Annotated in this window: 22 protein-coding genes and 3 pseudogenes; 16 read left to right on the forward strand and 9 right to left on the reverse strand. The window is 69.1% G+C overall.

The genetic code is table 11. The features are described 5' to 3' along the window. Window positions 1–224: pseudogene (locus ABZS61_RS07220) on the reverse strand (electron transfer flavoprotein subunit beta); the annotation flags it as partial. Window positions 225–404: 180 nt separating this feature from the next. Here ABZS61_RS07220 and ABZS61_RS07225 point away from each other — a divergent pair. Then, window positions 405–1,076, forward strand: coding sequence for a TetR family transcriptional regulator (locus tag ABZS61_RS07225; RefSeq protein WP_356417510.1), 672 nt, complete (start codon window positions 405–407; stop codon window positions 1,074–1,076). 89 nt (window positions 1,077–1,165) lie between these two features. Here ABZS61_RS07225 and ABZS61_RS07230 read toward each other — a convergent pair whose 3' ends face one another. Further along, window positions 1,166–2,107, reverse strand: coding sequence for a DUF3048 domain-containing protein (locus tag ABZS61_RS07230; protein ID WP_356417166.1), 942 nt, complete (start codon window positions 2,105–2,107; stop codon window positions 1,166–1,168). A gap of 245 nt (window positions 2,108–2,352) precedes the next feature. Next, window positions 2,353–4,488, reverse strand: a complete 2,136-nt coding sequence (locus tag ABZS61_RS07235; protein ID WP_356417167.1) for a cellulose binding domain-containing protein — start codon at window positions 4,486–4,488, stop codon at window positions 2,353–2,355. Between the two features lie 420 nt (window positions 4,489–4,908). On the opposite strand from ABZS61_RS07235, the gene ABZS61_RS07240 reads away from it, so the two are divergent. Beyond that, window positions 4,909–5,628, forward strand: coding sequence for a DUF3592 domain-containing protein (locus ABZS61_RS07240; RefSeq protein WP_356417511.1), 720 nt, complete (start codon window positions 4,909–4,911; stop codon window positions 5,626–5,628). A 102-nt stretch (window positions 5,629–5,730) separates the two neighbouring features. Here ABZS61_RS07240 and ABZS61_RS07245 read toward each other — a convergent pair whose 3' ends face one another. Further along, a complete protein-coding gene (locus ABZS61_RS07245; RefSeq protein WP_356417168.1) occupies window positions 5,731–5,976 on the reverse strand; it encodes a hypothetical protein in 246 nt (81 codons plus the stop codon). A 172-nt stretch (window positions 5,977–6,148) separates the two neighbouring features. Next, complete coding sequence (locus ABZS61_RS07250; RefSeq protein ID WP_356417169.1) at window positions 6,149–7,324, reverse strand: LuxR C-terminal-related transcriptional regulator; 1,176 nt, start codon at window positions 7,322–7,324, stop codon at window positions 6,149–6,151. Window positions 7,325–7,512: 188 nt separating this feature from the next. Here ABZS61_RS07250 and ABZS61_RS07255 point away from each other — a divergent pair, with 188 nt between their 5' ends. Both ABZS61_RS07255 and ABZS61_RS07260 read left to right on the forward strand, forming a co-directional pair. Further along, window positions 7,513–8,952: an FAD/NAD(P)-binding protein gene (locus ABZS61_RS07255; RefSeq protein ID WP_356417170.1), complete on the forward strand. Its 1,440-nt coding sequence runs from the start codon at window positions 7,513–7,515 to the stop codon at window positions 8,950–8,952. A gap of 217 nt (window positions 8,953–9,169) precedes the next feature. After that, complete coding sequence (locus ABZS61_RS07260) at window positions 9,170–9,487, forward strand: hypothetical protein (protein WP_356417171.1); 318 nt, start codon at window positions 9,170–9,172, stop codon at window positions 9,485–9,487. A 144-nt stretch (window positions 9,488–9,631) separates the two neighbouring features. Here ABZS61_RS07260 and ABZS61_RS07265 read toward each other — a convergent pair whose 3' ends face one another. Both ABZS61_RS07265 and ABZS61_RS07270 read right to left on the reverse strand, forming a co-directional pair. Next, a complete protein-coding gene (locus tag ABZS61_RS07265; RefSeq protein ID WP_356417172.1) occupies window positions 9,632–10,108 on the reverse strand; it encodes a hypothetical protein in 477 nt (158 codons plus the stop codon). 79 nt (window positions 10,109–10,187) lie between these two features. Then, window positions 10,188–10,994 (reverse strand): VOC family protein, encoded by an 807-nt coding sequence (locus ABZS61_RS07270; protein WP_356417512.1) that lies wholly within the window; start codon window positions 10,992–10,994, stop codon window positions 10,188–10,190. 312 nt (window positions 10,995–11,306) lie between these two features. On the opposite strand from ABZS61_RS07270, the pseudogene ABZS61_RS07275 reads away from it, so the two are divergent. After that, a pseudogene (locus ABZS61_RS07275) lies at window positions 11,307–11,913 on the forward strand (NAD(P)H-dependent oxidoreductase). A 200-nt stretch (window positions 11,914–12,113) separates the two neighbouring features. Further along, window positions 12,114–14,459, forward strand: coding sequence for a phosphoketolase family protein (locus ABZS61_RS07280; RefSeq protein WP_356417173.1), 2,346 nt, complete (start codon window positions 12,114–12,116; stop codon window positions 14,457–14,459). Window positions 14,460–15,052: 593 nt separating this feature from the next. On the opposite strand, the gene ABZS61_RS07285 is transcribed toward ABZS61_RS07280, so the two are convergent. Beyond that, window positions 15,053–15,427, reverse strand: a complete 375-nt coding sequence (locus ABZS61_RS07285; protein ID WP_356417174.1) for a VOC family protein — start codon at window positions 15,425–15,427, stop codon at window positions 15,053–15,055. A 380-nt stretch (window positions 15,428–15,807) separates the two neighbouring features. Here ABZS61_RS07285 and ABZS61_RS07290 point away from each other — a divergent pair, with 380 nt between their 5' ends. From ABZS61_RS07290 to ABZS61_RS07310, 5 genes and pseudogenes are all read left to right on the forward strand, one after another. Further along, window positions 15,808–16,413, forward strand: a complete 606-nt coding sequence (locus ABZS61_RS07290; RefSeq protein WP_356417175.1) for a hypothetical protein — start codon at window positions 15,808–15,810, stop codon at window positions 16,411–16,413. A 96-nt stretch (window positions 16,414–16,509) separates the two neighbouring features. After that, a complete protein-coding gene (locus ABZS61_RS07295; RefSeq protein ID WP_356417176.1) occupies window positions 16,510–17,583 on the forward strand; it encodes a hypothetical protein in 1,074 nt (357 codons plus the stop codon). 43 nt (window positions 17,584–17,626) lie between these two features. Next, a pseudogene (locus ABZS61_RS07300) lies at window positions 17,627–17,959 on the forward strand (hypothetical protein); the annotation flags it as partial. A 186-nt stretch (window positions 17,960–18,145) separates the two neighbouring features. Then, window positions 18,146–18,502 (forward strand): hypothetical protein, encoded by a 357-nt coding sequence (locus ABZS61_RS07305; protein ID WP_356417177.1) that lies wholly within the window; start codon window positions 18,146–18,148, stop codon window positions 18,500–18,502. Between the two features lie 211 nt (window positions 18,503–18,713). Beyond that, window positions 18,714–19,340 carry a class I SAM-dependent methyltransferase gene (locus ABZS61_RS07310; RefSeq protein ID WP_356417178.1) on the forward strand — a complete coding sequence of 209 codons (627 nt, stop codon included), beginning with the start codon at window positions 18,714–18,716 and terminating at the stop codon, window positions 19,338–19,340. A gap of 146 nt (window positions 19,341–19,486) precedes the next feature. Here ABZS61_RS07310 and ABZS61_RS07315 read toward each other — a convergent pair whose 3' ends face one another. Next, window positions 19,487–20,131 (reverse strand): type III effector protein, encoded by a 645-nt coding sequence (locus ABZS61_RS07315; protein WP_356417179.1) that lies wholly within the window; start codon window positions 20,129–20,131, stop codon window positions 19,487–19,489. A gap of 129 nt (window positions 20,132–20,260) precedes the next feature. Between ABZS61_RS07315 and ABZS61_RS07320 the strand changes: the two genes are divergently transcribed. From ABZS61_RS07320 to ABZS61_RS07340, 5 genes are all read left to right on the forward strand, one after another. Next, window positions 20,261–20,695 carry an Hsp20/alpha crystallin family protein gene (locus ABZS61_RS07320; protein ID WP_356417180.1) on the forward strand — a complete coding sequence of 145 codons (435 nt, stop codon included), beginning with the start codon at window positions 20,261–20,263 and terminating at the stop codon, window positions 20,693–20,695. Window positions 20,696–21,034: 339 nt separating this feature from the next. Further along, a complete protein-coding gene (locus ABZS61_RS07325; protein ID WP_356417181.1) occupies window positions 21,035–21,469 on the forward strand; it encodes a DUF2267 domain-containing protein in 435 nt (144 codons plus the stop codon). A 428-nt stretch (window positions 21,470–21,897) separates the two neighbouring features. Further along, window positions 21,898–22,257, forward strand: coding sequence for an SDR family NAD(P)-dependent oxidoreductase (locus ABZS61_RS07330; RefSeq protein ID WP_356417182.1), 360 nt, complete (start codon window positions 21,898–21,900; stop codon window positions 22,255–22,257). 240 nt (window positions 22,258–22,497) lie between these two features. After that, window positions 22,498–22,626 carry a hypothetical protein gene (locus ABZS61_RS07335; protein WP_356417183.1) on the forward strand — a complete coding sequence of 43 codons (129 nt, stop codon included), beginning with the start codon at window positions 22,498–22,500 and terminating at the stop codon, window positions 22,624–22,626. Window positions 22,627–22,779: 153 nt separating this feature from the next. Then, window positions 22,780–23,121: a DUF1330 domain-containing protein gene (locus tag ABZS61_RS07340; RefSeq protein WP_356417513.1), complete on the forward strand. Its 342-nt coding sequence runs from the start codon at window positions 22,780–22,782 to the stop codon at window positions 23,119–23,121. Window positions 23,122–23,238: the final 117 nt, after the last annotated feature.

A 23,238-nucleotide genomic window follows, 5' to 3' on the forward strand; every position in this document is an offset into this window, starting at 1 on the left:
TTGCGCAGCGCGTCCTTGGCGTCCTCGGGGCCCACCGTCAGCACGGTGATCTCCGCGTCGTCCGCCTCGTCGGCGATCTGCAGCGCCTGCTCGACCGCGTACTCGTCCAGCTCCGACAGCAGACCGTCGACGTCGTCACGGTCCAGGGTCAGGTCATCGGCGAAGTGCCGGTCGCCGGTGGCGTCGGGCACGTACTTCACACAGACAACGATCCTCAAGCTCACGCCGGCTCTCCTAGCTGATGCGGTTCGTGGGACCGACAGTATGGCACTCAGTACCCTCATGCAAGGCACGTAGTGCCATCAGTGCTGCTCCGGTGTTACGTTCCCCGCATGACTGAAGCGCGCAGGCGACGCAAGGCGGCAGCCGCACCGGACTCCGCAGGACCCCCCGTCAAGGTGCCGATGCGTGAGGCGCTCGCCGAGTCCGCCTTCCGGCTCTTCCTGGAGCGCGGCTTCGAGCGGACGACGGTGGACGACATCGTCGCCCGGGCGGGCGTGGGGCGTCGTTCGTTCTTCCGGTACTTCCCGTCGAAGGAGGATGCCGTCTTCCCCGACCACGAGCGCTGCCTGGCCGACATGACGGATCTCCTTGACGGGCGCGAGGATCCCGATCCCGTCGGTGTCGTGTGCGACGCCGCACGGCTCGTCATGCGGATGTACGCGGCGAACCCTCAGTTCTCCGTACAGCGCTACGGGCTGACGCGAGAGGTGCCGGGGCTGCGCATGTACGAGCAGTCCGTCGTGCGCCGCTACGAACGCACGCTGGCCGCCTACCTTCGCAGGCGCTGGGCCGGGGCCCCCGAGGGCGGGCTTCAAGCTGACGTGGTGGCCGCCGCGGTCGTGGCCGCCCACAACAACGCGCTGCGGTCGTGGCTCCGTTCGGGCGGCGTGGGGGATGCCGAGATCGCTGTGGACGGCGCCCTCCGCCTGGTGCGTGACGTGTGGGGGGAAGCGGCTGACCGGCCCCCCGGTAGGCCTGAACCGGAGGGTGAGGTGGTGGTCATGGTTGCCCCGAAGGGGGCCCCGATGTGGCGCGTCGTGCAGCAGATCGAGTCCGCCCTGGGTGAAGACTGATCCTGTGAGGGAACTCAGTGCCTTTCCCCTCGGCACTCGGTTCCATGCTCGGAAGCTTCGCGCGACCGACCGGGCGGGGCGGCACCGCGTCACTTCGGTACGAGCGCGATCCAGATCTGGCCGGTCGCGAACGTCATCGGCTCGCCGCCCTCGGTGGTGAAGCCGGTCGCCGACTCGGCGGTGTTCCGCTCCCATGCCACGTCGTACGACTTGCCGTCACGCAGGACGGCCGCCGAGCCGGACCCCACCGTCGCACTGAAGGGCGAGGTGTTTCCTCCGCGGTCCCGGAAACGCGAATCCTGCACGTCCACTTCCTGCAGGACCACTGTGGCCGCTCCGAGCCGGTCTCCGGAAGCCGTACGGGCCGGGGTGCCATCCAAACTCACCAGCCACTTGTGCCCGGTTGCGGACCAGGTGAAGGTGAACCGTGCCGACGGGTACGACACCGTGCGCCCGCTGACGGGCGTGCCGCCCGGGGGCGGCGCGGCGAAACGGAGCCCGATGTCCTCGGCCGCGTTCACCCCGGTGGGGGCGTGCGGGATCTTCCCCGGGCGCAGGTACAGATTGTGCGGGGCGGCGCGGTCACCGCTGCGGAAATAGGCGTTCGGTGCCTTCGACGGCGGCAGCGCGTCGAGGGGGGCTGCTTCGATCGACGGCCGGAGCGCGGACTGGGCGCCCGAGTACGCGAGCGTGGGCTCGTCGAACTGGCGCAGCAGCTCCAGATCCGTCTCGCGAGCACTGCGTACGGGACCGATGACGGACGGCACGTCGGAGGAGTAGGCGGCGAGTATGCGGCTGAGGCCTGCCTCCACCTGCTCCACGTAGACGATGTCGGCCTTCTCGAGTCCGGTGGGCGGCCGGGCCGTGGCTACGTTGTCGATCTTCACGGCGAGCACGTCCGCGCGTGCCGCGGATGATGCTGTCGTGGGAGCTTTCCCACCTTCGCCCGAGCTGCCGCAGGCCGCTGTGAGGACGAGCGTGAGCGCGGCGAGTGCGGCGGCGGCCGATCTCTTCGTTCCGGAGGTAGGCATGGCTGCCGCCCCTTTCGAGCCGACGCGGCGGTACGGCACCGGCTCATGTCTTCTGCGGCGATGACTCTTCCGTCCATCATCACGCAGAAGACCGGCCGGAGCGCCTCAGGCGCGGCGTCCGAACCTCACCGGCGCCTCGCCGCCGACCGGCGAGTCGGAGGCGGCTGTGGGCGGCGACGAGCCGGAGCGGTGGCCGTTCCGCCCGGGGCAGGTCGTCCTGCCGCCGTTCCCGGGCGGAACGGGTCTCAACCGACCGAGCAGACAGTGCCGTTGAGGCGGATGGCCGTCGGATCGGGGTTGGGGCCGTCGTTGGCACCGACGAAGCCGAACGACGCCGTCGACGCGCCGTCCGGGGCCAGCGGCCCGGCGCCCTCGGGTGCGGTCACGCGGACGTGTCGACCGGTCTGCTGGAACGTGGCGTTCCAGCCGGAGGACACCGACTGGCCGTCGGTCGGCCAGTCCCAGTCCACGGTCCAGCCGGTGATCGGGGTGTCCGAGAGGTTCCGGACGGTGACCGTCGTCACGAAGCCATTGCCCCAGCTCGTGTCGCGGTGGAAGGCCAGCGCGCAGGCTGCGTCCGCTGGAGTACCTGTGGTGAAGGTCAGCGGAACGGACGGACCGGAGATCCGCCCCGTGGCGTCGGCGGCCAGCACGTTGACCGTGTGGGTGCTGCCCGGGGGCAGATTCCGCAGGGTCACGGACGTGCCGGTGGTCTCGCCGACCAGCCGGGTGTGCGCGCCGTCCCGCTCCTGGACCAGGTAGCGGGCGGCACCGGCCGCCCCCTCCCACGACAGGCGCGCGGTGGTGTCGGTCGCCGCCTCCAGCTTCGGGGTGCCCGGAGCGCCCGCCGCCGAGGCACCGGCCCCCGTGCCGGGCTGCGGGGTGAGGGTAACGGTGAGCATCGCGTACGGTGGCACGGTGACCTGGGAGGCGGACGCCCCACTGCCGGTGACGTCGGTGATGTCGCTGTCGCCGCGGGCGTAGCGGCTGACCTCGGGTGCGGCGCCTGACGGGGTGAAGCCCGCGTACTCGAGGTCCACGGTTCGTGCGGCGTCGGGGTCCTTGTTGATGAGCAGGACGCTGAGGCGGCCGTCGCGACGGTGCACGGCGTGTGCGGAGACGTCCTGGGCGGAGGACGAAGCGGCGACCAGGGCGTCGCCGGCGGTGCCCAGTTCGCTGGTCATCTTCAGGCCGTAGTAGGGGTGGAACGGCGTGTTCGTCGCCGGTTGGCAGATGTCATCTGTGCAGGAACCGCTGGAAAGCATGCCCATGTCACCGAAGTCTGTTTCGCCGTCGACGGTGGTGATACTGCCCGGGCCGTTGTGGGTGTTCCACCAGTCGACGGTGAACACACCGTTCTCCAGAGCCGTCATGAAGGCGTCGGCGGCGAACAGGCCGTTGGGGCGGGCGGTGAGCAGGGCGCCGCCGGTATTGGTGTTGATTTCGGTGAGGGCGATGCCGATGCGCGGGGAGTCCTCGCCCGCGTACCGGTCGAGCTGGTTGCGCACTTCCCGAAGTTCGCCGGGCAGCCGGGTCAGCCGCGACAGGGCGGCGTCAGCGGTGGTGTCGGACCCGCCCGCGTACCAGTGGACGCTCACGAAATCGATGACGTCGGTGACCTCGGAGAGCACGGTGTGGTTCCAGTCGCCCGCATCGCCCTCGCCGACGACGCCGTCCGGCCAGTTGCCCGGGGTGGTGAGGACCGCGCCGACCTTGATGGTCGGGTCGACGGCCTTCATGGCGGCGGCGTAGGCGCGGACCTGGCGGGCGTACTCCCGAGGGCTCTTGTCCGCGTGGTCGTCGTGCTCCCAGCCGCTGCCGTAGTGGCCGTTTCCATAGATCTCGTTGCCGATCTCCCAGTACTTCGCGTCGTAGTCCTTGGTGACGTTCGCGTACCGGACCCAGCCGGCCGCCTCCTCGGGCGTGCCGGAGCCGTAGTTGGCGATCAGGATCGGCTGCGCCCCGGTGGCGCGGACAGTGCCCATGAAGGCGTCGAAGCCGGTGCCGGGGGCGACGTATCCGCCGGGCGCGGTGTGCGTTTCCCAGTGGTAGATGTCGGCGTACGAACCTCCCGGGTAGCGCATCGCCCCGACGTCGGCCGTCTTCATGAGGTCGGCGACTTCGGGGTCGTTCATGTGCGCGTCCCAGACAGCGGCGTTGACACCACGGGCGGTGTCGGACATTCGGCCGAGCGATGCCTGCGTGTTGATCCGGACACCGACGTCCGCGGTCGGCGCCTCCTGCGCGGCGGCGGATGCGTTTCCGGCGGTGCCGAGCGGGGACAGCAGGGCGAGCGTTGCCGCCACGGCTGCGGCGGTACGGGCGAAGTGACGGGGGCGACCGGCGCGGGCCGGCCCGACGGGTCTCTGCGGTAAGGCCATGGGGGTCCTTCCTAGGGGGCGGCGACACGAACTGGCCGGCGCGTGCCGGGCATGCCGTACGACCGGACGGGCGGGCGCCGGTGCGGCGGCAGGATGTTGCTCTCCGGGGCACGGGTGACGGGCGGTGCGTTGCGGTCTTGCACAGGTGGTCAGCGGCCGACGTGCGGCCGATACCGGAATGGGAGCGCTCCCATGATGGGAGGAGGGTGATGTTCTGTCAACGGACGGGGGTCAAGTGTTCTCCGCCGCCCCTCGCCAGGAGACGCGACCGCCTGACCTGAGCCTGCCCCGCCTCCGTTCCAGAGCGCGCGCCCCGTGGAGTGCCAACCATCCTTGTGCCGTCGAGCGTGCAACTGTTCCCGGTTGCGGACTGTCTCTGAAGACGAGTGCGGCGGCGAAGGGAGCACGGCGTTGGCCGAGGTGAAGTCCCCCGATTCGGAGCAAAGTTTCCCTGCCCTGGGCTGGCCGACGGTCCTTGTAGCGGTGTTCCTGTCGGCCTGGTTGGTCTTTCGGCCGTTCGGCACGCTCTGGATGTTCGTCGTCCTGGGTACCGCGCTCGCCCTCCTCAGGGTGCTGCGCCGTCTGGTGGCGCGGCACCCCACTTCCCGTATCGACAGATGGTGCCGCACGAACGCCACCCCCGCGCTGTTCCTGGCTCATCTGCGGCATGGCGGGAACCGGGCTTGGCTGCACGATGCTCAGTGGCGCACTGTCCGGGGGGCCGCCGTGTTCGCCATCGTGTGCGTGACTGCTGCGTGTTTCATGGGCTGGGATGCCTGGAAGGAGGACCAAGCGTTGAACGATCTGCGCAGCCGGGGCCGGGAGGTCACTGCCACGGTCGTTTCGGTCACCGGGTGGTCGGACGCTGACGAGGCGCTTCATGTCGACGTGCGGTTCGAGACACCGTCAGGTCCGATTCGCGAAGATGTGGATCTCGAAGGTGACGCCCTTGACTCGAGGCCTGGGGACCAACTGGCGGTCGTCTACGATCCGGTGCGTCCCGCCACCGTCAGGCTTCCCTCGCAACTCGACGGACATGCCATCGGCGGGTTGGTGACGGGCGTGGTCGCCGTGACGCTGCTGGCACTCTTCGTCCTCGCCCTCGCGATACGGGACGGACTGCGGGCCGGCAGGCGTTGATGTCGAATGCTGCTGGTTGCGCTGGTGCGGCGGTCGATGGCATCTACCGGTGGACCTCGCTGCCTACCGGAAGCGGGCAAGGCGAAGGGCAGTGACTGGCGGTCAGCCCTGCCAAAAACGCCAGCGGGCGTGAGGCGGTGCGCAGTCACCCGAGGCGACGGCCTGCCAGTAACCGCGATCCATGGCTTCCCGCTGTTCCGCCTCGGTCCCCAGCGTGAATACCGCGTACGTGCAGCTCGGACGGACGTCCTGTGCGGCGAACCAGCCGAGGGCACCAGCAGCGAGCGCCGTGACTGTGCAGGCGACGAGGAGAAGCTGACGGGTGCCGGCAGGTATGGGAGGGATCACCGGCTCATCGTACTGAGCACATCGGTGACCTCGGCCGAGGGGTCGGTGCCTGTGTGCGCCCCGCTGTCCGGGCCGCGCAGGCCGGAACCAGACCTGACGGTTTGCCGGTCGCAGTAGCTGCCCCGATCGACGCCGGCCACCCGCTATCAGGATCTGGGACGGCGTCAACCGCTCACGAAACGCGGACGTCCGGCCTTGAGCCGGCGCGGTCCATCCGACGGGGGAGCCGGCCTGACTTCGAGGCACTGGGCCGGTAGTGCTCAGCGAACAACCGCGCAACGAGCTCTCCCCGGCTGGAGACCTCCATCTTGCCGAAGACGGCCTTGACATGGTCGCGCACGGTGTGTGGGGAGATGAACAGCGTCGAGGCGATCTCGCTGGTGGGCAGCCCGCGCGTGATGAGCTGCGTGATCTCCAGCTCGCGCGGCGTGAGACCGTACGCGTCGGCGATGATGACCGCCCGGTCGGCGGCGGCCACCGGCTCGATGACGAGAGCCACGGGGCCGGGTCGCCCAGCGAGGCCGCTGAGGCACGAGGCGTGGCAGATGAGCCAGCGGCCGTCGACAGTTCGAATGCGCACCCTCGCACGGCCCGTCCGCTCGCGGCCCTGGGCGATTGCCCGCGCCTGATGTGCGGTGGCGACCACCCAGATCGGGAGCCGCAGACCCAACTGTGAAGGGATGGACGGGCCTTGAGGCAGCTGCGACAGATGCTGGCGCGCCTCCTCGTTGATCGACGTCGGCTCACCCGAGGAATCGAACAGCACCAGTCCGGGTGCGGGTACATCGGTTCCGGCGGCGGACGCGGACGGGCGGGCGAACCGGCGGATCAGCAAGGCCAGCGGACCGGACAGACCGGCGAGCAGCGTCGTCTCGGCCGGGCCGAACGGGGCGCCCCCGTGCATACGGAACAGGCTCACCACGGCCCACGGCCGGTCGTCGACCCGCAGGACTGCCCGCAGCTCGTCGTCCACACCCTGGCTTCCGAGCAGCCGTCGGAAGCGCGCGCTGCGCGCGGGCAGGTCGCCAGTGACCGCGCGCAGACCGGCCGCCGGCACGACGGCGCGGGCAAGGTCCCGAAACGGGAGGACATCCTCCTCCAGGAGTTCGCTCTCCCAATATGCGGAGCAGCCCTCGCCGGAGCCGAGGTTCTCCACCAGCATCGGTGCGGTGATGAGACCGGTCTCCGGATCGGTGGCCGCCCATACGGCGGAGTCGAACGGCATGAGCCGCCGCAGCTTCGCGGACGTACGGCCGAAGAGTTCGCGCGTGTCGGTGGCCCGCTCCGCACCCGACAGCACCTTGGCGTGAGCTGACAGCACCTCGGCACGGCGGTGCGTATCGGACATGGCGATCTCCCGTGTTCTGGATGCAGACCAGCCTGCCCGCCCGGCTTGCAGGAACCAACCCCCCATTTTGAGGGGGCCTTCCCGGCCGGTCACCGAGCCCGGGGGATGGGGACCCGGCCCGGTGCCGACGAGGCTCAAGGAAGCCGTGGCCCCTGTCTGCGGCGTCCTGGAACGTGGAGGGAAGAACATTGGACATCGCAATCGTCGGAGCAGGTGCTGCCGCGGTAGGCCTGTTGGACTCGCTGGCGGCCACCGCCCACAGTCCCGGAGCCATCACCGTGTTCGAGCCGTCCCCGCACCTTTGGCGGGGCCGCCCCTACGGCCCCGACCTGGACACGGTGCTGGTCAACGCACCCCCCGCCATCATGTCGATCCGCCACCTGGACTTCGGGCACTACGCGGCCTGGCTGGGCTCGCGTGGCACCGCCCACCTCGACGAACGGATGGGACAGCCGCTGGTTCCGCGCGCGCTGTACGGCGAGTACCTGGCGCACACCGCGGAGAGGGCAGTGGCCGCCCTGCGCGAAGAAGGCTGGCAGGTGCGCATCATCAACGCCCGCGTCATCGAGGTGACGCGGTCCGGGGCCGGCTGGTCGCTCCGTACCGAGAACGGGCATGGGCACGAGGCGGACCACGTGGCGCTGTGTGTGGGTGGGGGGACACCGCAGGACCACTACGGCCTCGGTGGTGCCCCCGACTTCGTGGGCGATCCGTACCCGCTGGCACGCACACTCGACCGGGTGCCGGCCGGCAGCAACATCGCGGTCATCGGGAGCGGGCTGACCGCGGTCGACGTCGTCGTGTCGCTCGTCGCGCGCGGACACACCGGGCCGATCACCCTGCTGTCCCGCAGCGGAATGCTGCCCCACGTCTGGCAGCGCCCGGTCGCACACCGGCCGCAGCACGTGACCGCCGAACGGGTGACGGCGCTGCACCGGCAGCACGGTGCCGTCAGCCTCGAGCACCTCGCCGGGTTGATGCGGGCCGAACTGGCGGACAGGGGGGAGGACTTCGAAGCTTTCGTGGCAGAACTGCTGGCGTCCGGGACCGAGGATCCGGTTCGGCGACTGAGGGCCCAACTGGCCGCTGTCGACGACCCCGGGATCGGCCGCCGGGTACTCCAGGAGACAGCGCACAGCGTTGGCCCCCACGCGTGGCGGTTCATGCCCGAGGCCGACCGACTGCGGCTCTGGCGTCACTTCCGCATGGTGACGAGTGTGGCGTCACCGATGGTCCCGGTGAACGCCGCCACCATGATGCGGCTGCTGGACTCCGGACAGCTCACCGTCGCTTCGGGCGTCCGGAGGATCGGGGTTGCCGATGGAGTGTTCCGGGTGCACGGAGGTGGCGGCGAACGCACCTTCGACGTTGCGGTCAACGCCGTGAACCCACCGCCGCGTTCGATCCCTCGGGGCGCGGGCCCGTCGGTCGCGTCCCTGCTCGCCGACGGCGCGGCCGACCGGCATCCGGCCGGTGGACCGGTACCGGCTGACCCGCGCCTGCACGTGGTGGGAGACCTTGCCGGGGGAGGGCCGTTCATCACGTCGAGCATTGCGGGCATAGCCGCCCAGGCGGCACGAGCCGCGCAGGCGATCGTTGCCGCGCCGCACGCAGCGAGGGTGATCTGACGCGCACGACGAGTCATCGGCCTCGGCGGTGACGGCGTCGCGGCGACATGGTGGACAACAGCCCGGTCGAGCAGGAGAAGGCGATGGAGTTCAATGCCCTGCCGACCCGATGGGTCGCCGAAGCCGCATCGTGATCCGGGCGATACCTTGCCGGGCTGGTGCTTCGGGCCCACCGGTGTGACGTTACTGGCACCGTCTACCGATATCGAGGTCCACCATGTTCGGCCTGGCTTTTGTCGCCCCCTGGCTGGTACTTGCCTCCGCGCTCTGGGCGATGGTTCCGCTCGTTCTCCCCCGGCGGCGCCGACCGGGCATCATCATCGCCGGCTCTCATATCGTCGTGACGCTGGCGATGATGCGGCCCTGGACCGAGGACTGGTACTGGCACGACGGAGCATGGCTGATCCTCGTCATCGGGCAGGGCGCCCTCATTGCGCTGGGACGGCTGGCCTTCGAGCTCAGCCCGCTCGGCGCCCGCCGGGCGAAGCCCCTTCCCCCAGTCGGCGACGCGGTGACAGCCCGGCCTCAGCCCTGACTGGGCGTGCGCTCCTGACGGCTTCAGGTCCGGAGTCCCGCCGAACTGATCCCAACGATGCCTTGGAGTAACGGGTGCCAAAACGGGGAGGGCCGGCAGTGGTCTGCCGGCCCTCCCCGGGGTCGTGTGCGTGCCGCGGTCCGGTCAGAGCCGGCCGCCGGTGAGACGGGTGATCGGCCCGGCATGGGTCCTGGCCGTCTGGCGTCCGAGGGTGAACGCTCCGGCGAGGAGTCCACCGACGCCTGCGGCGGCGCCCACAGCCATGGCCTTGCGGTGCTTGCCGACGGTCCGGGCGATGGTGGCGTTCGACGTCACCTTGCCCGCCGTGTCCAGGACGGTCTGGCGGCCCGTCTCCCACCCGGCGACAGCGGCCCGCTTCGCCGCCAGGCCGGCCAGCCGCACACCGGTCCCCGCCGACCCGGCGGCTTCCTGTGCCGACGACTTGGCGTCCTGGGCCGATGACCTGGCCTCCGAGGCTGCGACCGCCGAGCCGGACTTGGCCTGGTTCCCGGCGGTCTCAGTGATCTGTCGCCCCTCGGTGGCAGCCGTCCGGGCACCCGTACGGGCCTCCGCCGCAGAACCGTTCATGTTCTTCCTGGTGTCATCATTCTCTGCAGTCATGGTGTTCGTGTTACCCCTCGACGCAGCTCGAAACAGAGGGATGCTCAGGCACGCGTCCTCGCACCGGCATCCCGGGGCATCAGTCCGTCGAACCCGATCCGACCGTTGCCCCTCGATGGCTGAGTGTGAACAGGCCCCCGTCCGGGCTCTGCAGAGTCCGCGAGAACCCCTTCGGTGCCCAGGAAGTCGCTGCGAGCTGGGGCCTGGTCGCTCCGGCCCCGATCGCCGCAGAGACGGCGCGCTCGACGTCGTCCACCGGGAAGTTGACGAGCCAACGTGGCCGGAGCTGCGGTTGTTCAGCACGTGCAGCGCCACCGCCGCGCAGTGAGAGGGCTGGTCGGCCGTCCCGTTCGACGACGACATGTTGATGACGGTAGGTCACGTCGATCGACGCTTCCTCTGCCCAGCCGAAGACTTCCCCGTAGAACCTCGCTGCGTCGAACACGTCCCGGGTCTGCAGATCGAGGCGGGCGGGGGCGCTTTCCCCGCCCGGTGCCCACGTCAGGGCGGGACCTTCCCAGAAGCCGAATGTGGCCCCGTCCGGGTCGGCGGCCAGCCCGGCGCGCCCCCGGCCCAGAGGGATGGGTCCCACTGCGAGGGTGGCCCCTCGCTCCTGGATCCGAGCTGCCGTCACATCGGCGTCGCTCACGGCGAAGTACGGCGTCCACTCCGAGGCGGGAGCGAGCCCGGGCCGACGCTCGCCGATGCCCGCCACCGGCAAACCATAGGCCGACGCGACAACGAACTGATCGCCCAGGGAACTCCTACGGAACTCCCAGCCGAGTACCGCTGCGTAGAAGGCCCGCGCAGCGACGAGGTCGCTGACCATAAGGTTGATCCAGCACGGCATACCCGCAACCGGCACCACCTGCTCCGCGCCTGACACAGACACCTGCGCTCCTCACATCGACCGACGACCAGTGTGCGACCGGGGGCGTGTCCGCCCCGCCCAGCCGCACCCGCCGTAGCGAACCTATCCCGTGCCGGCTGTCCGTCGGCGTCGCCCCCTGCATGCTCCCGGGCAAGCCTTTCCGTGGGCGTGTTGACAGACGTCCGGGATGCCTCTTGTGGAACGGTGAACGCTCTTGCCCGCATGAGCTGGCCGAGTGGCCAGGCCCCCAGGAAGCGCGCAGGTGTCACACACCGGCACGTGACGATGGGGCAACCATTCCCTGCCAGGATCAGAAGGAGCTCACCGATGACGCGCGCACTCGCTCTCGTCTGCACCCTGTCACCGTCCCCGAACCCTTCCAGCAGCCAGCTTCTGGCGGATCAGATCATGGCTGAACTGTCGGGTCTCGGCGTCCGTGGAGAAACCGTACGTGTGGTCGATCACGAGGTGCGACCGGGTATCGAGCGGGACATGGGCGAAGGAGACGCCTGGCCCGAGCTGCGCGAAAAGGTGATGGACGCAGACATCGTGCTGGTGTCCACCCCCATCTGGCTGGGGCACCCTTCGAGCGTGTGCCAGCGCGTACTGGAGCGTCTCAACGCCGACATCTCCGAAACCGACGGCCAGGGGCGCCGGCTGACCTACGGCAAGGTGGGTATCGCCGCCGTGGTCGGCAACGAGGACGGAGCACACAAGGTCAGCGCGGACATCTTCCAAGGGCTCAACGACCTCGGCTTCACCCTGGCACCCGGAGCCGTGACCTACTGGGTCGGAAGAAGCGCAGCAAGGCACCGACTACCGGGACCTGGACCAGACCCCCGAAGCGGTCGCCTCCACCACACACACCCTCGCCGTCAACGCAGCGCACCTCGCCAAGGTGCTCTCCGACGCCCCGTTCCCGCCCAACTCGTAAGCGGCGGAAACGCAGCGTCCGCCCGGCAGGAGACGACGCCGCCGGCCAGATCAGTGGGCTTCGTCGGACGTTGCGGCGCGCTGGGGAGCGCGCGCGGACATCCGGCCGGCCCGGTGGGACGGACGTGAGGGACCCACCGGTGTCATGCGCTGTTGCCAGGGCAGCCGAAAGCGTATGCGCACGGCAAGGGAAGGCACTTCATGGATGAGGCAATGAACGGGACTTCGGAATACCGGCGAGCTGCCGACTACGTGGCCCTCGCGCTGATCTTCCTGCGGGACAACGTCATGCTGCGGGAGCCGCTACGCCCGGAACACCTGAAACCGCGGCTGCTCGGCCACTGGGGCTCCTGCCCCGGCATCACCATGACCTACGCCGCACTCAACACCCTGATCAAGGAGCGCGACACGGACGTCCTCCTCGTCACCGGCCCCGGGCACGGTGCCCCCGCCAACCACGCGAATCTCTGGCTGGAAGGCACACACGAAACGTACGACCCCGCGCTGGCACGGACCGAAGACGGTCTACGGGAACTGGCGCGGCGCTACTGCGCGCCCGACGGTTTTCCCAGCCACCTCTCGCCGGCCCTCCCGGGCACCATCCATGAGGGCGGCGAACTCGGCTACGCATTGGCCACGGCCTTCGGGGCGGCCTTCGACGCCCCCGACCGGCTGGTGGCGTGCATCGTCGGCGACGGCGAGGCCGAGACAGGACCGACCGCGGCAGCGTGGCACTCCTCCAAGTTCCTCGATCCCGTCACCGGCGGAGCGGTCCTTCCGATCCTGCATCTGAACGGCTACAAGATCTCCTCGCCCACCCTGTTCGCCACCATGTCCGACGAAGAGCTGACCGCCCTGTTCCGCGGGTACGGCTGGGTCCCGCGCATCGTCGACATGACCGAGGACCCCCACAGCGAGAAGATGACGGACGCGGTCCGTGACGCGCAGACGGCCATCGCCGACATCCAGACGCGGGCCCGGCATGGAGAAGTGATCGAGCGCCCGCCCTGGCCGATGATCGTACTGCGCAGCCTGAAGGGACAAGGTGCGCCCGCGGAGGTCGACGGACGACGCATCGAGGGCACCTACCATGCGCATCAGGTCCCCCTGGCCGAAGTCCACTCCGAGAAAGCACAGTTCGAAGCTCTGGAGACGTGGCTCCGGTCCTACCGTCCCGACGAACTGTTCGACGAGGCCGGCCGGCCGGTACCCCAGGTCCTCGCCGCGTGCCCCCGCGACGAGCGGCGCATCGGCACGCAGCCCGCAGGCGACGGCGGTCGGCTGCGACAGCCCTTGGACCTACCGGAGTTGGAGCCCTACGCCATTGACGTACAGGCAGGGCCGGGCGCTGTCTCCGAGAGCCCGAACCGGGTCCTCGCCGCGTGGCTGGCGGAGATCATGCGCCGGACGGAGGCGAGCCGCGACTTCCGGATCGTGTCCCCGGACGAACTGGCCTCCAACAAGCTCGACAGCGTCCTGAGCGCGAGCGGGCGTGGCTACGTGTGGCCTGTGGACGAGTACGCCGAGGACCTGGCCCGGGGCGGACGCGTCATGGAGGTTCTCTCCGAGCACAACTGCCAGGGCTGGATCCAGGGTTACCTCCAGACCGGCCGCCACGGGCTCTTCCCGACGTACGAGGCGTTCGCCTCCGTCGTGGACAGCATGTGCAACCAGTACGCGAAGTGGCTGAAGATGTCCCACGAGGTGCCGTGGCGCACGCCCGTCAGCAGCCTCACCTACCTGCTGACCAGCGAAGGGTGGCGCCAGGAGCACAACGGTTACAGTCACCAGGGCCCCGGGTTCATCAACAACCTGCTCACCAAGAAGAGCACAGTCACGGGCGTCTACCTCCCGCCCGACGCCAACACCCTGCTCGTCACCATGGAGCGCCTGCTCGCCGACACCGGCAGGATCAACCTGGTCGTGTCCGGCAAGCACGCAGCCGCCCAGTGGCTCAGCCTCGACGCCGCCCGCCGGCACTGCGAAGCGGGTGCGTCCATCTGGCGCTGGGCCTCCACCAACAACGGCGAGGACCCGGAAGTGATCCTTGCGTGTGCGGGAGGTACCCCCACCGTCGAGACACTCGCCGCGGCCGACCTTCTACGCCGCGACCTCCCCGAGGCACGCATCCGCGTGGTCAACATCGTGGACCTGTGCGTACTCGCCCCGCCGGACCGGCACCCCCACGGCATGGCCGACGCGGAGTTCCGTGACCTGTTCGGCACGGACACACCGGTCGTCCTCGACTTCCACGGCTACCCCTCAGCCGTCCACCAACTCCTACATGGCCGACCCGGGGCAGAGCGCTTTCACGTCCGCGGATACGTCGAGGAAGGGACTACCACGACGCCCTACGACCTCCTCGCCAGCAACCGCGTATCCCGGCACGACCTGGCCGCGACCGCGCTGGGGCACCTACGCGGACGCGCCACGGTCAGCGGTGACCTGGCCGCCGCACACGCACGCCATCGTGACAGGCTGCGCGAGGAGATCCGTCGCACCGGCACCGATCCGGCAGAGATCACCGAGTGGAAGTGGCGGACGTGAACTGTTCGGACACCTGCCTCTCACCGGGCGATGGCCGCGGAGTTCCTGGACACGGACTCGGCGACCGCGTCACGGAGAAGGTTTGTGTCCGAACGCCTTCCGCGGGCTCCGGGCATCCCAGGCGGTGGCAGCGACGAGTAGTCGGAGTGGGCGGGAGCACCCGGTGGTCGCGGCGCAGACCGCCAGTGAAATGACGACTCCCTGAACTCCGTACGGCCCGCGCGACCGAGCGGTCACTTTCACCTGAGCGCCTCGGCCTCGCGGGGGCTTCAGGTGGGTGGCTCGACCGCAGGAGGTGGTACGCGAAACCGTGGAACGACTCCGCGTGACAGATCCACCACGCTGTCGCCCGCAGGCGCAGGCGTACACCGTGGCGGGGGCGTCACCTGGACGAGGCCCGCCTCCCGCTGGGGACAGTGCACGAGCCTGAACGAGGGTGGCCGGCTTCCAGCTCAGGGCTACGCCCAAGGCCCGGCTCGCCGGCTGCTGCCGCCCCCACCGACGCTACGAGCGCAAAGCCGAGCGCTTCCTCGTCTGCACGAGCATCGCCTGCCCCCTCGTTCGCTACGCCGCACAGGCTCACCCCTTGATCCTCAGGCGCCGGGAAGGAAGAGGCAGAACGGATGGCCGTGCGGGTCGCAGAGGACCCTCACGTCCCTCTGCGGCTGGTACTCCTGCAGCGTCGCTCCCAGGGCGCAAGCCCGCTCGGTCTCCGCCTCCAGGTCGTCGACTTGTACGTCCAAGTGCGCTTGCATCTGCTGAGTGCCCGGGCGCTGCGGCCACATTGGAGGAGTGTGATCCGATTCCAACTGGAAACTGAGGCCGGGGCGTTCCTGTCCCGGAGCCTTCAGGCGAACCCACTCGGGCTCGCGCTCGACTTCCTGCCAGCCGAGGAGCGCCCGGTAGAAGTCTGCCAGCGCTTGAGGATCGGGAGTACCGAGAACAAAACCACCGAGTGTCGTAGCCATGCCTCCCACCTTGCCCCCGACACCCGCCGCCACGCGTCTGCGCGCACCCGTGTCCCCTGCTCGCCCCCAACGACCTCGCCGGCGCGGCCGGTCGAGCAGCTCGGCGTCTCTGCGCTGGACCGTTCCTGGTGGGAATGCAGGCACGTAAGTTGATCACGTCGGAACGTCGGGTCACAGGGCTACCAGCGGATGCGGTTGCTGACCAGGTGGCGGAGTGGGGCCGGTCCGGCAGGCCCGCAGCCACCGCCACCGCTCACCGTCCACGAGGTCGTCAGGGCTGTCCCGCTTTCCTGCAGCAAGCCCTATGGGGCAGCTTGGTAGGATTCGTGCGGTGGCTGGCTGGCGGACCGGCGGGCCCTTGGACTCGAGAGGAGGGCCAGATGCCGGTGAATTTTGCGTACCGGAACGTGGGTATCCCGGATCTGTACCGCCGTGGCCTCCGCCCTGAAACGGCACCTCTCGAGGTACTGCTGGTGGACATCGAAGCCGACTTGATCATCCGGGACGGCAGCCAGGTGGTGATGTCGGAAGGGCTGTTCCCGGTGGCTGAACTGGCACGCGCCCTGGTGGGCTGGCTGGGCCAGCTGCACGGTGACCGCGATGACTTCGAGTTCGACTCGATGTCCTACGCCGACGTGGGCGAGGTGCGGATCGTGGGGTCTGTCGAGGGATGGCGGGTCGGCTCTGTCTCCGAACCAGGTTCGTGGACCTCACCAGTTGGCTGGGATGTGCTCGTTTCGGAGATCGTGCAGTTCGTGACGGCTGTTCGCAAGGATGTGGTGGCGCTCGGCGTCGAGCCCGGCCTGATCCCCGACTTCGAGGCGGGCCCGGTAGTGCTTCGGCTCATGGATGGTCTTGCGGTGTTGGGTGTGATCACTGCGTCGGAGCCGTCATGGACAGTGCCGTTCACGGGGATGAGCCCGATCCCGTCCCCGCCTCCGACAGACCGCACGGGGACCGGGAGTGGCGGACAGCCTCGATGCTGACGGGGTGGCACGGGTTGGTTAGAGTTGCCGCGGGTCCGGGGCAGCGGTCGGTCGCGTGGGAGTCGGCGCGCACGGGCCGTGACAGAGGTGGCTCGAGTGGAACTGGCGACGGCCTTCAACGACGCGTGGCACCAGCAGCCGGATCCGGCGGACCGGCCCGACGGCCGCCGGCCGTCGAACCCGCAATGGGTGCTCGTCTCGACCCTGTGGTTGCTCGCCGCCTGGACACCGGAATCCACACCCGGGTGGGCGTCGACGCTCGTGCTCAACAACTCCGGTGACCGCCGCGAGCCATGGCCGCCTCCGCCCGAGCAGCTTGCCGCGATCGCGAAGCTGCCAGAGGTCACGGGCGCCGTCCCCTGCGCGGACGTGCTGTTGGCGAACGGCCCCTCCACGGAGCCCGAAGAACTGGTCTCGCTCATCACTGCGGCGGCCCACGTCCACGACGCGCGTCGGACGTCGTTGGTGCGGTACTTCGCAGCCGGCCAGGAGGGCGACCTCCTCCGCCTGACCACGACCGACGATGACCCAGCTCTGCACCTGTTGCACCGGGACTACTCCGGCACGGCGCGGATCACCCTCGCGCCGGCGCCGACGGTGCAACAGCCCCCGGTCATCGCGGACGACGCTGCCGACGGCGCGATCCGCACCCGGATCTCGTGTCTTGCCACGCTTCTGAGCGACCTGCTCATGGTGAACAACAACAACTCCGTCGACTTCCGGTTCCGGATCGCCACGCTCCCCGAAAGCGACACAGAGGACGACGACCGCCTCGCCGCTGCGACCCGCTGGTGGTCGGCCAACCGCGAAGACGCCGAGGAGTACGCCGACGAAGAAGCGACGTTTCATCCGATCACGTTCACCGAACTACGGGCGTCGCTCCACAACGACGCCCGGCTCTCCCTCGTGGACATCTGGGACGGCTCATGGAGCGGCATCGACGAGATGCCCGAGATCCCGGCCGGCCACATCGTGACCCATCTCGTTGACGACCTGGTCGACGTCATCGAGGGTCGGCTGGACGGCGCGCTTGTCGCGGTGAACGGGTACGTGCCCACCGGGTGGCCGCCGGCAGAACCGACCGACGAGGACGACGACGCCGAGTACACGTACGTGCTGTTCGCCCGGGGCAACGAGGTGGGCGTCCTCGACATCGACCGATCCTGCTGAACGCGACCGTTTCCAACCTGACGTCGGACGGCTTCGCTCACTTCTGGCCAGGGAGGGCGGCTGCAGGCCGCTGATCCAGTCGGTCACGCCGGGGCAGCGGGGCGACAGCCCACAGCTGATCCCGCGCTGGAACGCATCAAGGTCGACGGGCCCACCGTCGGGGCCGCGGCAGCACGAGAGGCCGGCCGGTGGGCTTCGACCGGCAGATGCAGAGGCGTCGCAACGAGGTCGAGCGGACGATCGACCGGCTCAAGCTCTCCAGGGCTGTGGCGACGCGCTCGACATGCGTGCCCACGTCTTCTGCGGCGTCGTGACCGCGGCCTCGGTCCGGCTCCGGTTCAAGGTCCTGACCCGGGGCACTGAAGCCCGTCTCTGATCAGCATGACGTCACTCAGCCACTTGACGCGGACGGCCCCGCACGATCGAGCTCCCGACGGCCTCAGGTGCTCTGGTTTTCTCTTGCTGAAGCCAACGCAGCCACCTGCGTCTCGTACGCCAGGGGCACTGCCGAATCTTCTGCTGATACGACCCGCACCGTCATCCGCTGTGGGAAGCTCGACGCGTGACGCGTCTCGCGGATCCACTTCGCTTTCTGACCATGCTCGCCGCCTGGATAGCCACCCCCTGGGCCCTCGCCCCGCACTCCGTGTTGCTTGCCGTTGTCTCGGTGGTCCTGCTGCTCGGTGCTCTCACCGTCTTCGCCACCCCGGGCGACAACGGGATGGACAGGGAGAAGATCCTTGTGCCCGTTCCCGGTGCGGTGACCATCGCCTTGGTGCTCCTCCAGTACCTCGCGGCTGTCATCTCCTCCTGGGTGGCCTGGCCGACGTGGGCTGCCGTCACCGTGGCGGTCCTGGCCGCAACCAGCCTGATCGCGGAACAAGCCCGCTGGCGGCACCTGCTCGCCGCACGGAGTTAGCGCGGCACGCGCAGGACGGTGACCCCCGAGAGCCGGACGCGGGGATCGCTCCCCGCATCTGAGCGTGGAGATCCCCAGAAGAGGCGGTCCCTGCCTCATCCGTCGACCGCGAGTCGTTCACAGTGTCCGCGCGCAACAGCCGGCCCGCGCAGAAATAGGATGACACCGTCCTTGTTCCAGTTGGGCGAGGCCGACGAAGGGCACCGTGAACATGACTGGGCAACGCGACCGTTGGGCGGAACTGACCGGCGGAGGAGCAGGGGAGGAGTACGCGCAGCGTTTCGCGCGGCTCGTCGAGTCAGGCCAGGACGTCCACGGAGAGGCGGTCTTCTGTACAGCCCTGTTGCAGCCTGCCGCACGGGTACTCGATGCCGGCTGCGGAACCGGTCGGATCGCGATCCGACTCGCCGAGCTGGGCCACCACTGCACCGGCGTGGACGTCGACCCGTCGATGCTCGCCGTCGCCCGCCGCGACGCACCCATGCAGGAGTGGCTCCTCGGTGACCTGTCCCGTCTGGATGCCCTCGACCTGGATCCTTGCTTCGACCTGGTGCTTGCCGCCGGAAACGTCATTCCCCTCCTGGCCCCCGGCACCGAGCCGGAGGTCGTCCGGCAACTGGCTGCCGCCATGTGTCCCGGCGGTCTGCTGGTCACGGGCATGGGGCTGGATGCGGCACACCTGCCACTCGCGGAAGCGACGGTGACCATCACGGAGTTCGACCGCTGGTGCACCGAAGCCGGACTGACCTTGCGGCAGCGATATGCCACCTGGAGCGGCGATCCCTACTACCAAGGCTGCGGCTACGCCGTCAGTGTGCACTCCCGTCCCACCACGTAAGTCCACGTCTCCCACGGCGACGGCCCGGACCAGGCATGCGACCGAGCGATCCCACGCCTTGATCGTTCACACCACGACCGCGTGTCCGCAGGGGTGCGCGGCCTGCGTCCTGCCGCTCACCGCCATGGACGTTCCCTCCGTCCTGTTCAGGGTGCGGTCCGCTGGTCGTCGCTGTCCTGGCGGAGTCGGTCGGTGTGGCGGCTGACGGTGTCGACGCGGGCCGCGAGGTCCAGGTGGTCGGTCGTCAGGTGTCGGTGCGCGTCGGTCAGCGGAGCGATCAGGCCGGCTGCGTCGTTGTCGGCGAGGGCGGCGGCGAGCCGGGCGGTCGTGGTGTCAGGGAGGTCGGCGAGGGCGGTGATCTGGCCGGCGAGCTGTCGCAGGTCCGCGGCGTTGTCCCGGGCCCAGGTGTTGATGGTGCGGTCCGCGGCGCGGTGGTTGCGGGTGGCTTGTACGCGTTGCTCCCCGGTGGCGCCGGGAGCTCCTGGGCGTACGCGCAGGTAGCGGCGTTCGGCGGCCTGCCGGCTGGCGACGCCGAGGGGATGGGCGAGGTCGGCCCAACTGGTGCCTGCGGCGCGGGCTGCTTCGATCAGGCCTGTCTCCCACCCCGCCAGCTGGTCGCGCAGCTCACGCAGGAGAAGCAGTGCGGCCAGAACCTGATCGGAGTCCGCTTCGTTTTCCGCCTGCGATTGAGGGGTCGGCCTCTGTGCGGCGCGCACGGCCTCATCGATGGCGTTCAGAGCTGCTGCGGCCGCAGCGAAGGATGTGGGTTCGCCGGTTCGGGGTGCGCTCATGGAGGGACTCCTTCGTAGTGTCACCCTTTCGACGACACTGAAGTTGTCATCGTTTGGATGACATGCTACAACGGAGTCAGACGAAGCGCATTGGCAGTTTTCTGCCTGACCAGTGGAGGTGTTTTCGCAATGTTGATGCGCACTGATCCGTTCCGCGAACTCGACCGTCTCGCTCAGCAGCTCACGGGTGTTTCCGGCACCTGGTCCAAGCCGTCGGCGATGCCGATGGACGCTTATCGCGAGGGCGAGGAGTACGTGATCGCCCTCGACCTGCCCGGTGTCGCGAAGGACGCGATCGATATCGACGTCGAACGGAACATGCTCACCGTGAAGGCTGAGCGCCGCCCCGTCGCAAGGGGCGAGGACGTGCAGGTGGAGCTCTCCGAGCGGCCGCTGGGAGTCTTCTCCCGCCAGCTGGTTCTGGCCGACACGCTGGATACGGAACGTATCAGGGCGGACTACGACGCAGGGGTGCTGACCCTGCGGATCCCGATCGCCGAGCGAGCCAAGCCCCGCAAGATCGTCATCGGCGGGGAGTCCGCCCCCGAGCAGATCGGCCGCTGAACCCGCCCCGCTCACTGCTGGCACGAGCCGAGGCGCGATCCTTCACTTGCCCGCCTGAGTGCCCGCATCCTCTGTGGCGCGGTGAATCTCAGGTCGAGTCTGACGTCGGCACCCCGACGCCCGACCGGTATGTGCTCCACCGCAGCGCGGATCATTCCCCGGAGCGGTCCGCGCTGCGGCGCAGCGCTCAGCGGTTACAGAGACGCGACCCAGGTCTCAGGACTTTCTTCTGTCATCCCGGGCACCTGACTCCACGAACTCTCCCAGAGATCAGCAGCGCGGCTGCCGGCCCTCGCCCGGCCCCAGCAGCAGCCGCCCGTCGAGAAAGGCACTCCACCGATGCGCTCCCTGCGCGAACCGACCCGCGCCACAGCCGGCGTGACGTTCGACCAGATGCTGGAAAAGATCAGGTACGAGGGCGCGTATCCCACGCGCGAACGAGCCGAAACCGTCACCCACGCCGTGCTGTCCGCCCTCGGTCGACAACTGACAGGCGACGAACGCGTCGACCTCGCCGCCCGCCTGCCCGTCGAGGCCGCACGCATCTTCACCGCGCAGATCCCCGACCCTGAGCCGCTCACCGGCTGGGGACTCGTCAAGGACCTTGCCACTCGCACAGGCGGCACCCCCGCCACCGTGCGGTGGGACACCGGAGCCGTCCTCGCCACCGTCGGCCACCTCGCCGGATCTGAACTCCTTGACCGCCTGCTTGCCCAACTGCCTTCCGGTTACGCTCTGTTGTTCGGCCGTGCGGAGCTCATCCAAGCAGCATGAGTCACTCCCGCACGTGGGCACCCGGACGGCGGCTCACGGGGGATATCTCAGGCATGCCCTGTTGACCCTACTGCGGCCTGCTCCGGGCGGCCGGGGCGGGCATCAAGCGAACGACATCGCGAACAGTTGTGGAGCGCCCGGCCTTCGGTTGATCCTGTGTCCCCACATTGAGGTACGGGATCAACCGAAGGCCGCTGCCATGAGCGTGATGCGTCACGAAGACCGGAGGGCAGCGCTCATGGAAACGCCACATTTCCGAGTCGGGACCTGTGACAGGCCGCGTTCCGTGACCATCGCTCCAAGAGCGGATGGGGGCGTGGCTGGATCGGGTTTGCTGGGTGGACTGGCCCGGAAGGCTGTTCACGGGGTCTATGAAAGCCACGGCCTCCCGGTTCAGGTGAGGGAACTTCCGTGAAGTAGGGAATGTCGTGCTGCTGGAGAACAAGACCGCCATCGTCTACGGCGGCGCTGGATCGATCGGCTCCGCGGTCGCCCGCGTCTTTGCCGGCGAAGGTGCCACGGTCCACCTGGTCGGGCGTACCCAGGCACCTCTGGAGGAGCTTGCCGGCACCATCGCCGAGTCCGGGGGGGTGTCGAGGTCGCGACACTCGACGCGACTGACCGCGCCGCGGTCGAGCAGCACGCCGCTGCCGTCGCCCGGGTCTCCGCGGGGATCGACATCCCCTTCAACGCCACTTCCAACGACGACCTGCACGGCACCCCGCTGGTCGACATGGCCGACGACGACGTGCTGCGCCCCGTCATCAAGGCAGTCACCACCCACTTGATTCTGGCGACCGCCGTCGCCCGCCATATGATCGCCCGTCGCACAGGGGTGATCCTGGCCATGGGTGGCGGACGGGAAGCCATCCCCGGCTCGGCGGTTCCCATAGTGCCTGGTCCGCCCTCTCCGGTCTGTGCCGCCGGGTCGCCGGTGAACTCGGCCCGCACGGCATCCGGGTGGCCTGGCTGCTCTCTCAGGCTCGCCCGATCCGTCCAACCCGCCCGAGGATGATCCTGAGGCGACGGTGACTCTGCTCAACCGCCGTCCCCGTCTCGAAGACGTCGCCTACGCCGCAGCCTTCCTCGCCTCCGACCGCGCGCCGATAATGACTGCCACAGAGGTCAATGTCACCGGCGGCGCCGTCGTCGACTGAACGTACCCGCCGAGCTGCAGGATGGTGTCCTCGGACGCGTGGGTCGCCTGCCTCAGGACGAGGGTGTTACCTCCGAGGTAATCGCACTGCCCCACCACGCTCAGCTACGTTCTGGTCATCGCTCACGCCCCCGGAAACGAAGGAAGCCCCGTGGTGCCCGCTTACGGATTCGCTCATCTCCGCAGCCGCCGGAATCACTCCGACATCATCGAGTACCTGGAGCGCATCCAGGCAACCCTCGACCCCTTCGCCGGCCGCTTCGTCATCCACGGCCCCCCGGCCGAAGTCGTCGAGGGGACGTGGCCCGGCAGCATGGTGCTGATCGAGTTCCCCAGCCTCGCCGCAGCCCGTGCCTGGTACGACTCTCCCGCCTACCGGGCCATCCTGAGCCTGCGTACAGACCACGTGAAGGGCGATTTGGTGCTGATCGAGGGCGTCGGCCCGGACTACGATCCGGCCGAGCGAGCTCGCACGTTGCGAACGGAAGCCGCCTGAGCGAGCCGGGCCGACCACGTCGCCCTGCAGTTGCCCCCTGGGGCACCGAGTGCTTCGTGACACTGCTTCGTGACACTGCTCCGTCGTGCCGACGTATGAGTGCTGGTGGGGGCGAGG

Origin of the sequence: Streptomyces sp. NPDC005566 (assembly GCF_040605575.1) — a bacterium.
Lineage (GTDB): Bacteria > Actinomycetota > Actinomycetes > Streptomycetales > Streptomycetaceae > Streptomyces.

Coding starts and splice junctions, on each gene's coding strand:
- ABZS61_RS07265 (WP_356417172.1), bottom strand. CDS start 10,108: ATGACTGCAGAGAATGATGACACCAGGAAGAACATGAACGGTTCTGCG.
- ABZS61_RS07310 (WP_356417178.1), top strand. CDS start 18,714: ATGACTGGGCAACGCGACCGTTGGGCGGAACTGACCGGCGGAGGAGCA.
- ABZS61_RS07320 (WP_356417180.1), top strand. CDS start 20,261: ATGTTGATGCGCACTGATCCGTTCCGCGAACTCGACCGTCTCGCTCAG.
- ABZS61_RS07235 (WP_356417167.1), bottom strand. CDS start 4,488: ATGGCCTTACCGCAGAGACCCGTCGGGCCGGCCCGCGCCGGTCGCCCC.
- ABZS61_RS07290 (WP_356417175.1), top strand. CDS start 15,808: ATGCCGGTGAATTTTGCGTACCGGAACGTGGGTATCCCGGATCTGTAC.
- ABZS61_RS07225 (WP_356417510.1), top strand. CDS start 405: ATGCGTGAGGCGCTCGCCGAGTCCGCCTTCCGGCTCTTCCTGGAGCGC.
- ABZS61_RS07315 (WP_356417179.1), bottom strand. CDS start 20,131: ATGAGCGCACCCCGAACCGGCGAACCCACATCCTTCGCTGCGGCCGCA.
- ABZS61_RS07230 (WP_356417166.1), bottom strand. CDS start 2,107: ATGCCTACCTCCGGAACGAAGAGATCGGCCGCCGCCGCACTCGCCGCG.
- ABZS61_RS07250 (WP_356417169.1), bottom strand. CDS start 7,324: ATGTCCGATACGCACCGCCGTGCCGAGGTGCTGTCAGCTCACGCCAAG.
- ABZS61_RS07285 (WP_356417174.1), bottom strand. CDS start 15,427: ATGGCTACGACACTCGGTGGTTTTGTTCTCGGTACTCCCGATCCTCAA.
- ABZS61_RS07260 (WP_356417171.1), top strand. CDS start 9,170: ATGTTCGGCCTGGCTTTTGTCGCCCCCTGGCTGGTACTTGCCTCCGCG.
- ABZS61_RS07280 (WP_356417173.1), top strand. CDS start 12,114: ATGGATGAGGCAATGAACGGGACTTCGGAATACCGGCGAGCTGCCGAC.
- ABZS61_RS07325 (WP_356417181.1), top strand. CDS start 21,035: ATGCGCTCCCTGCGCGAACCGACCCGCGCCACAGCCGGCGTGACGTTC.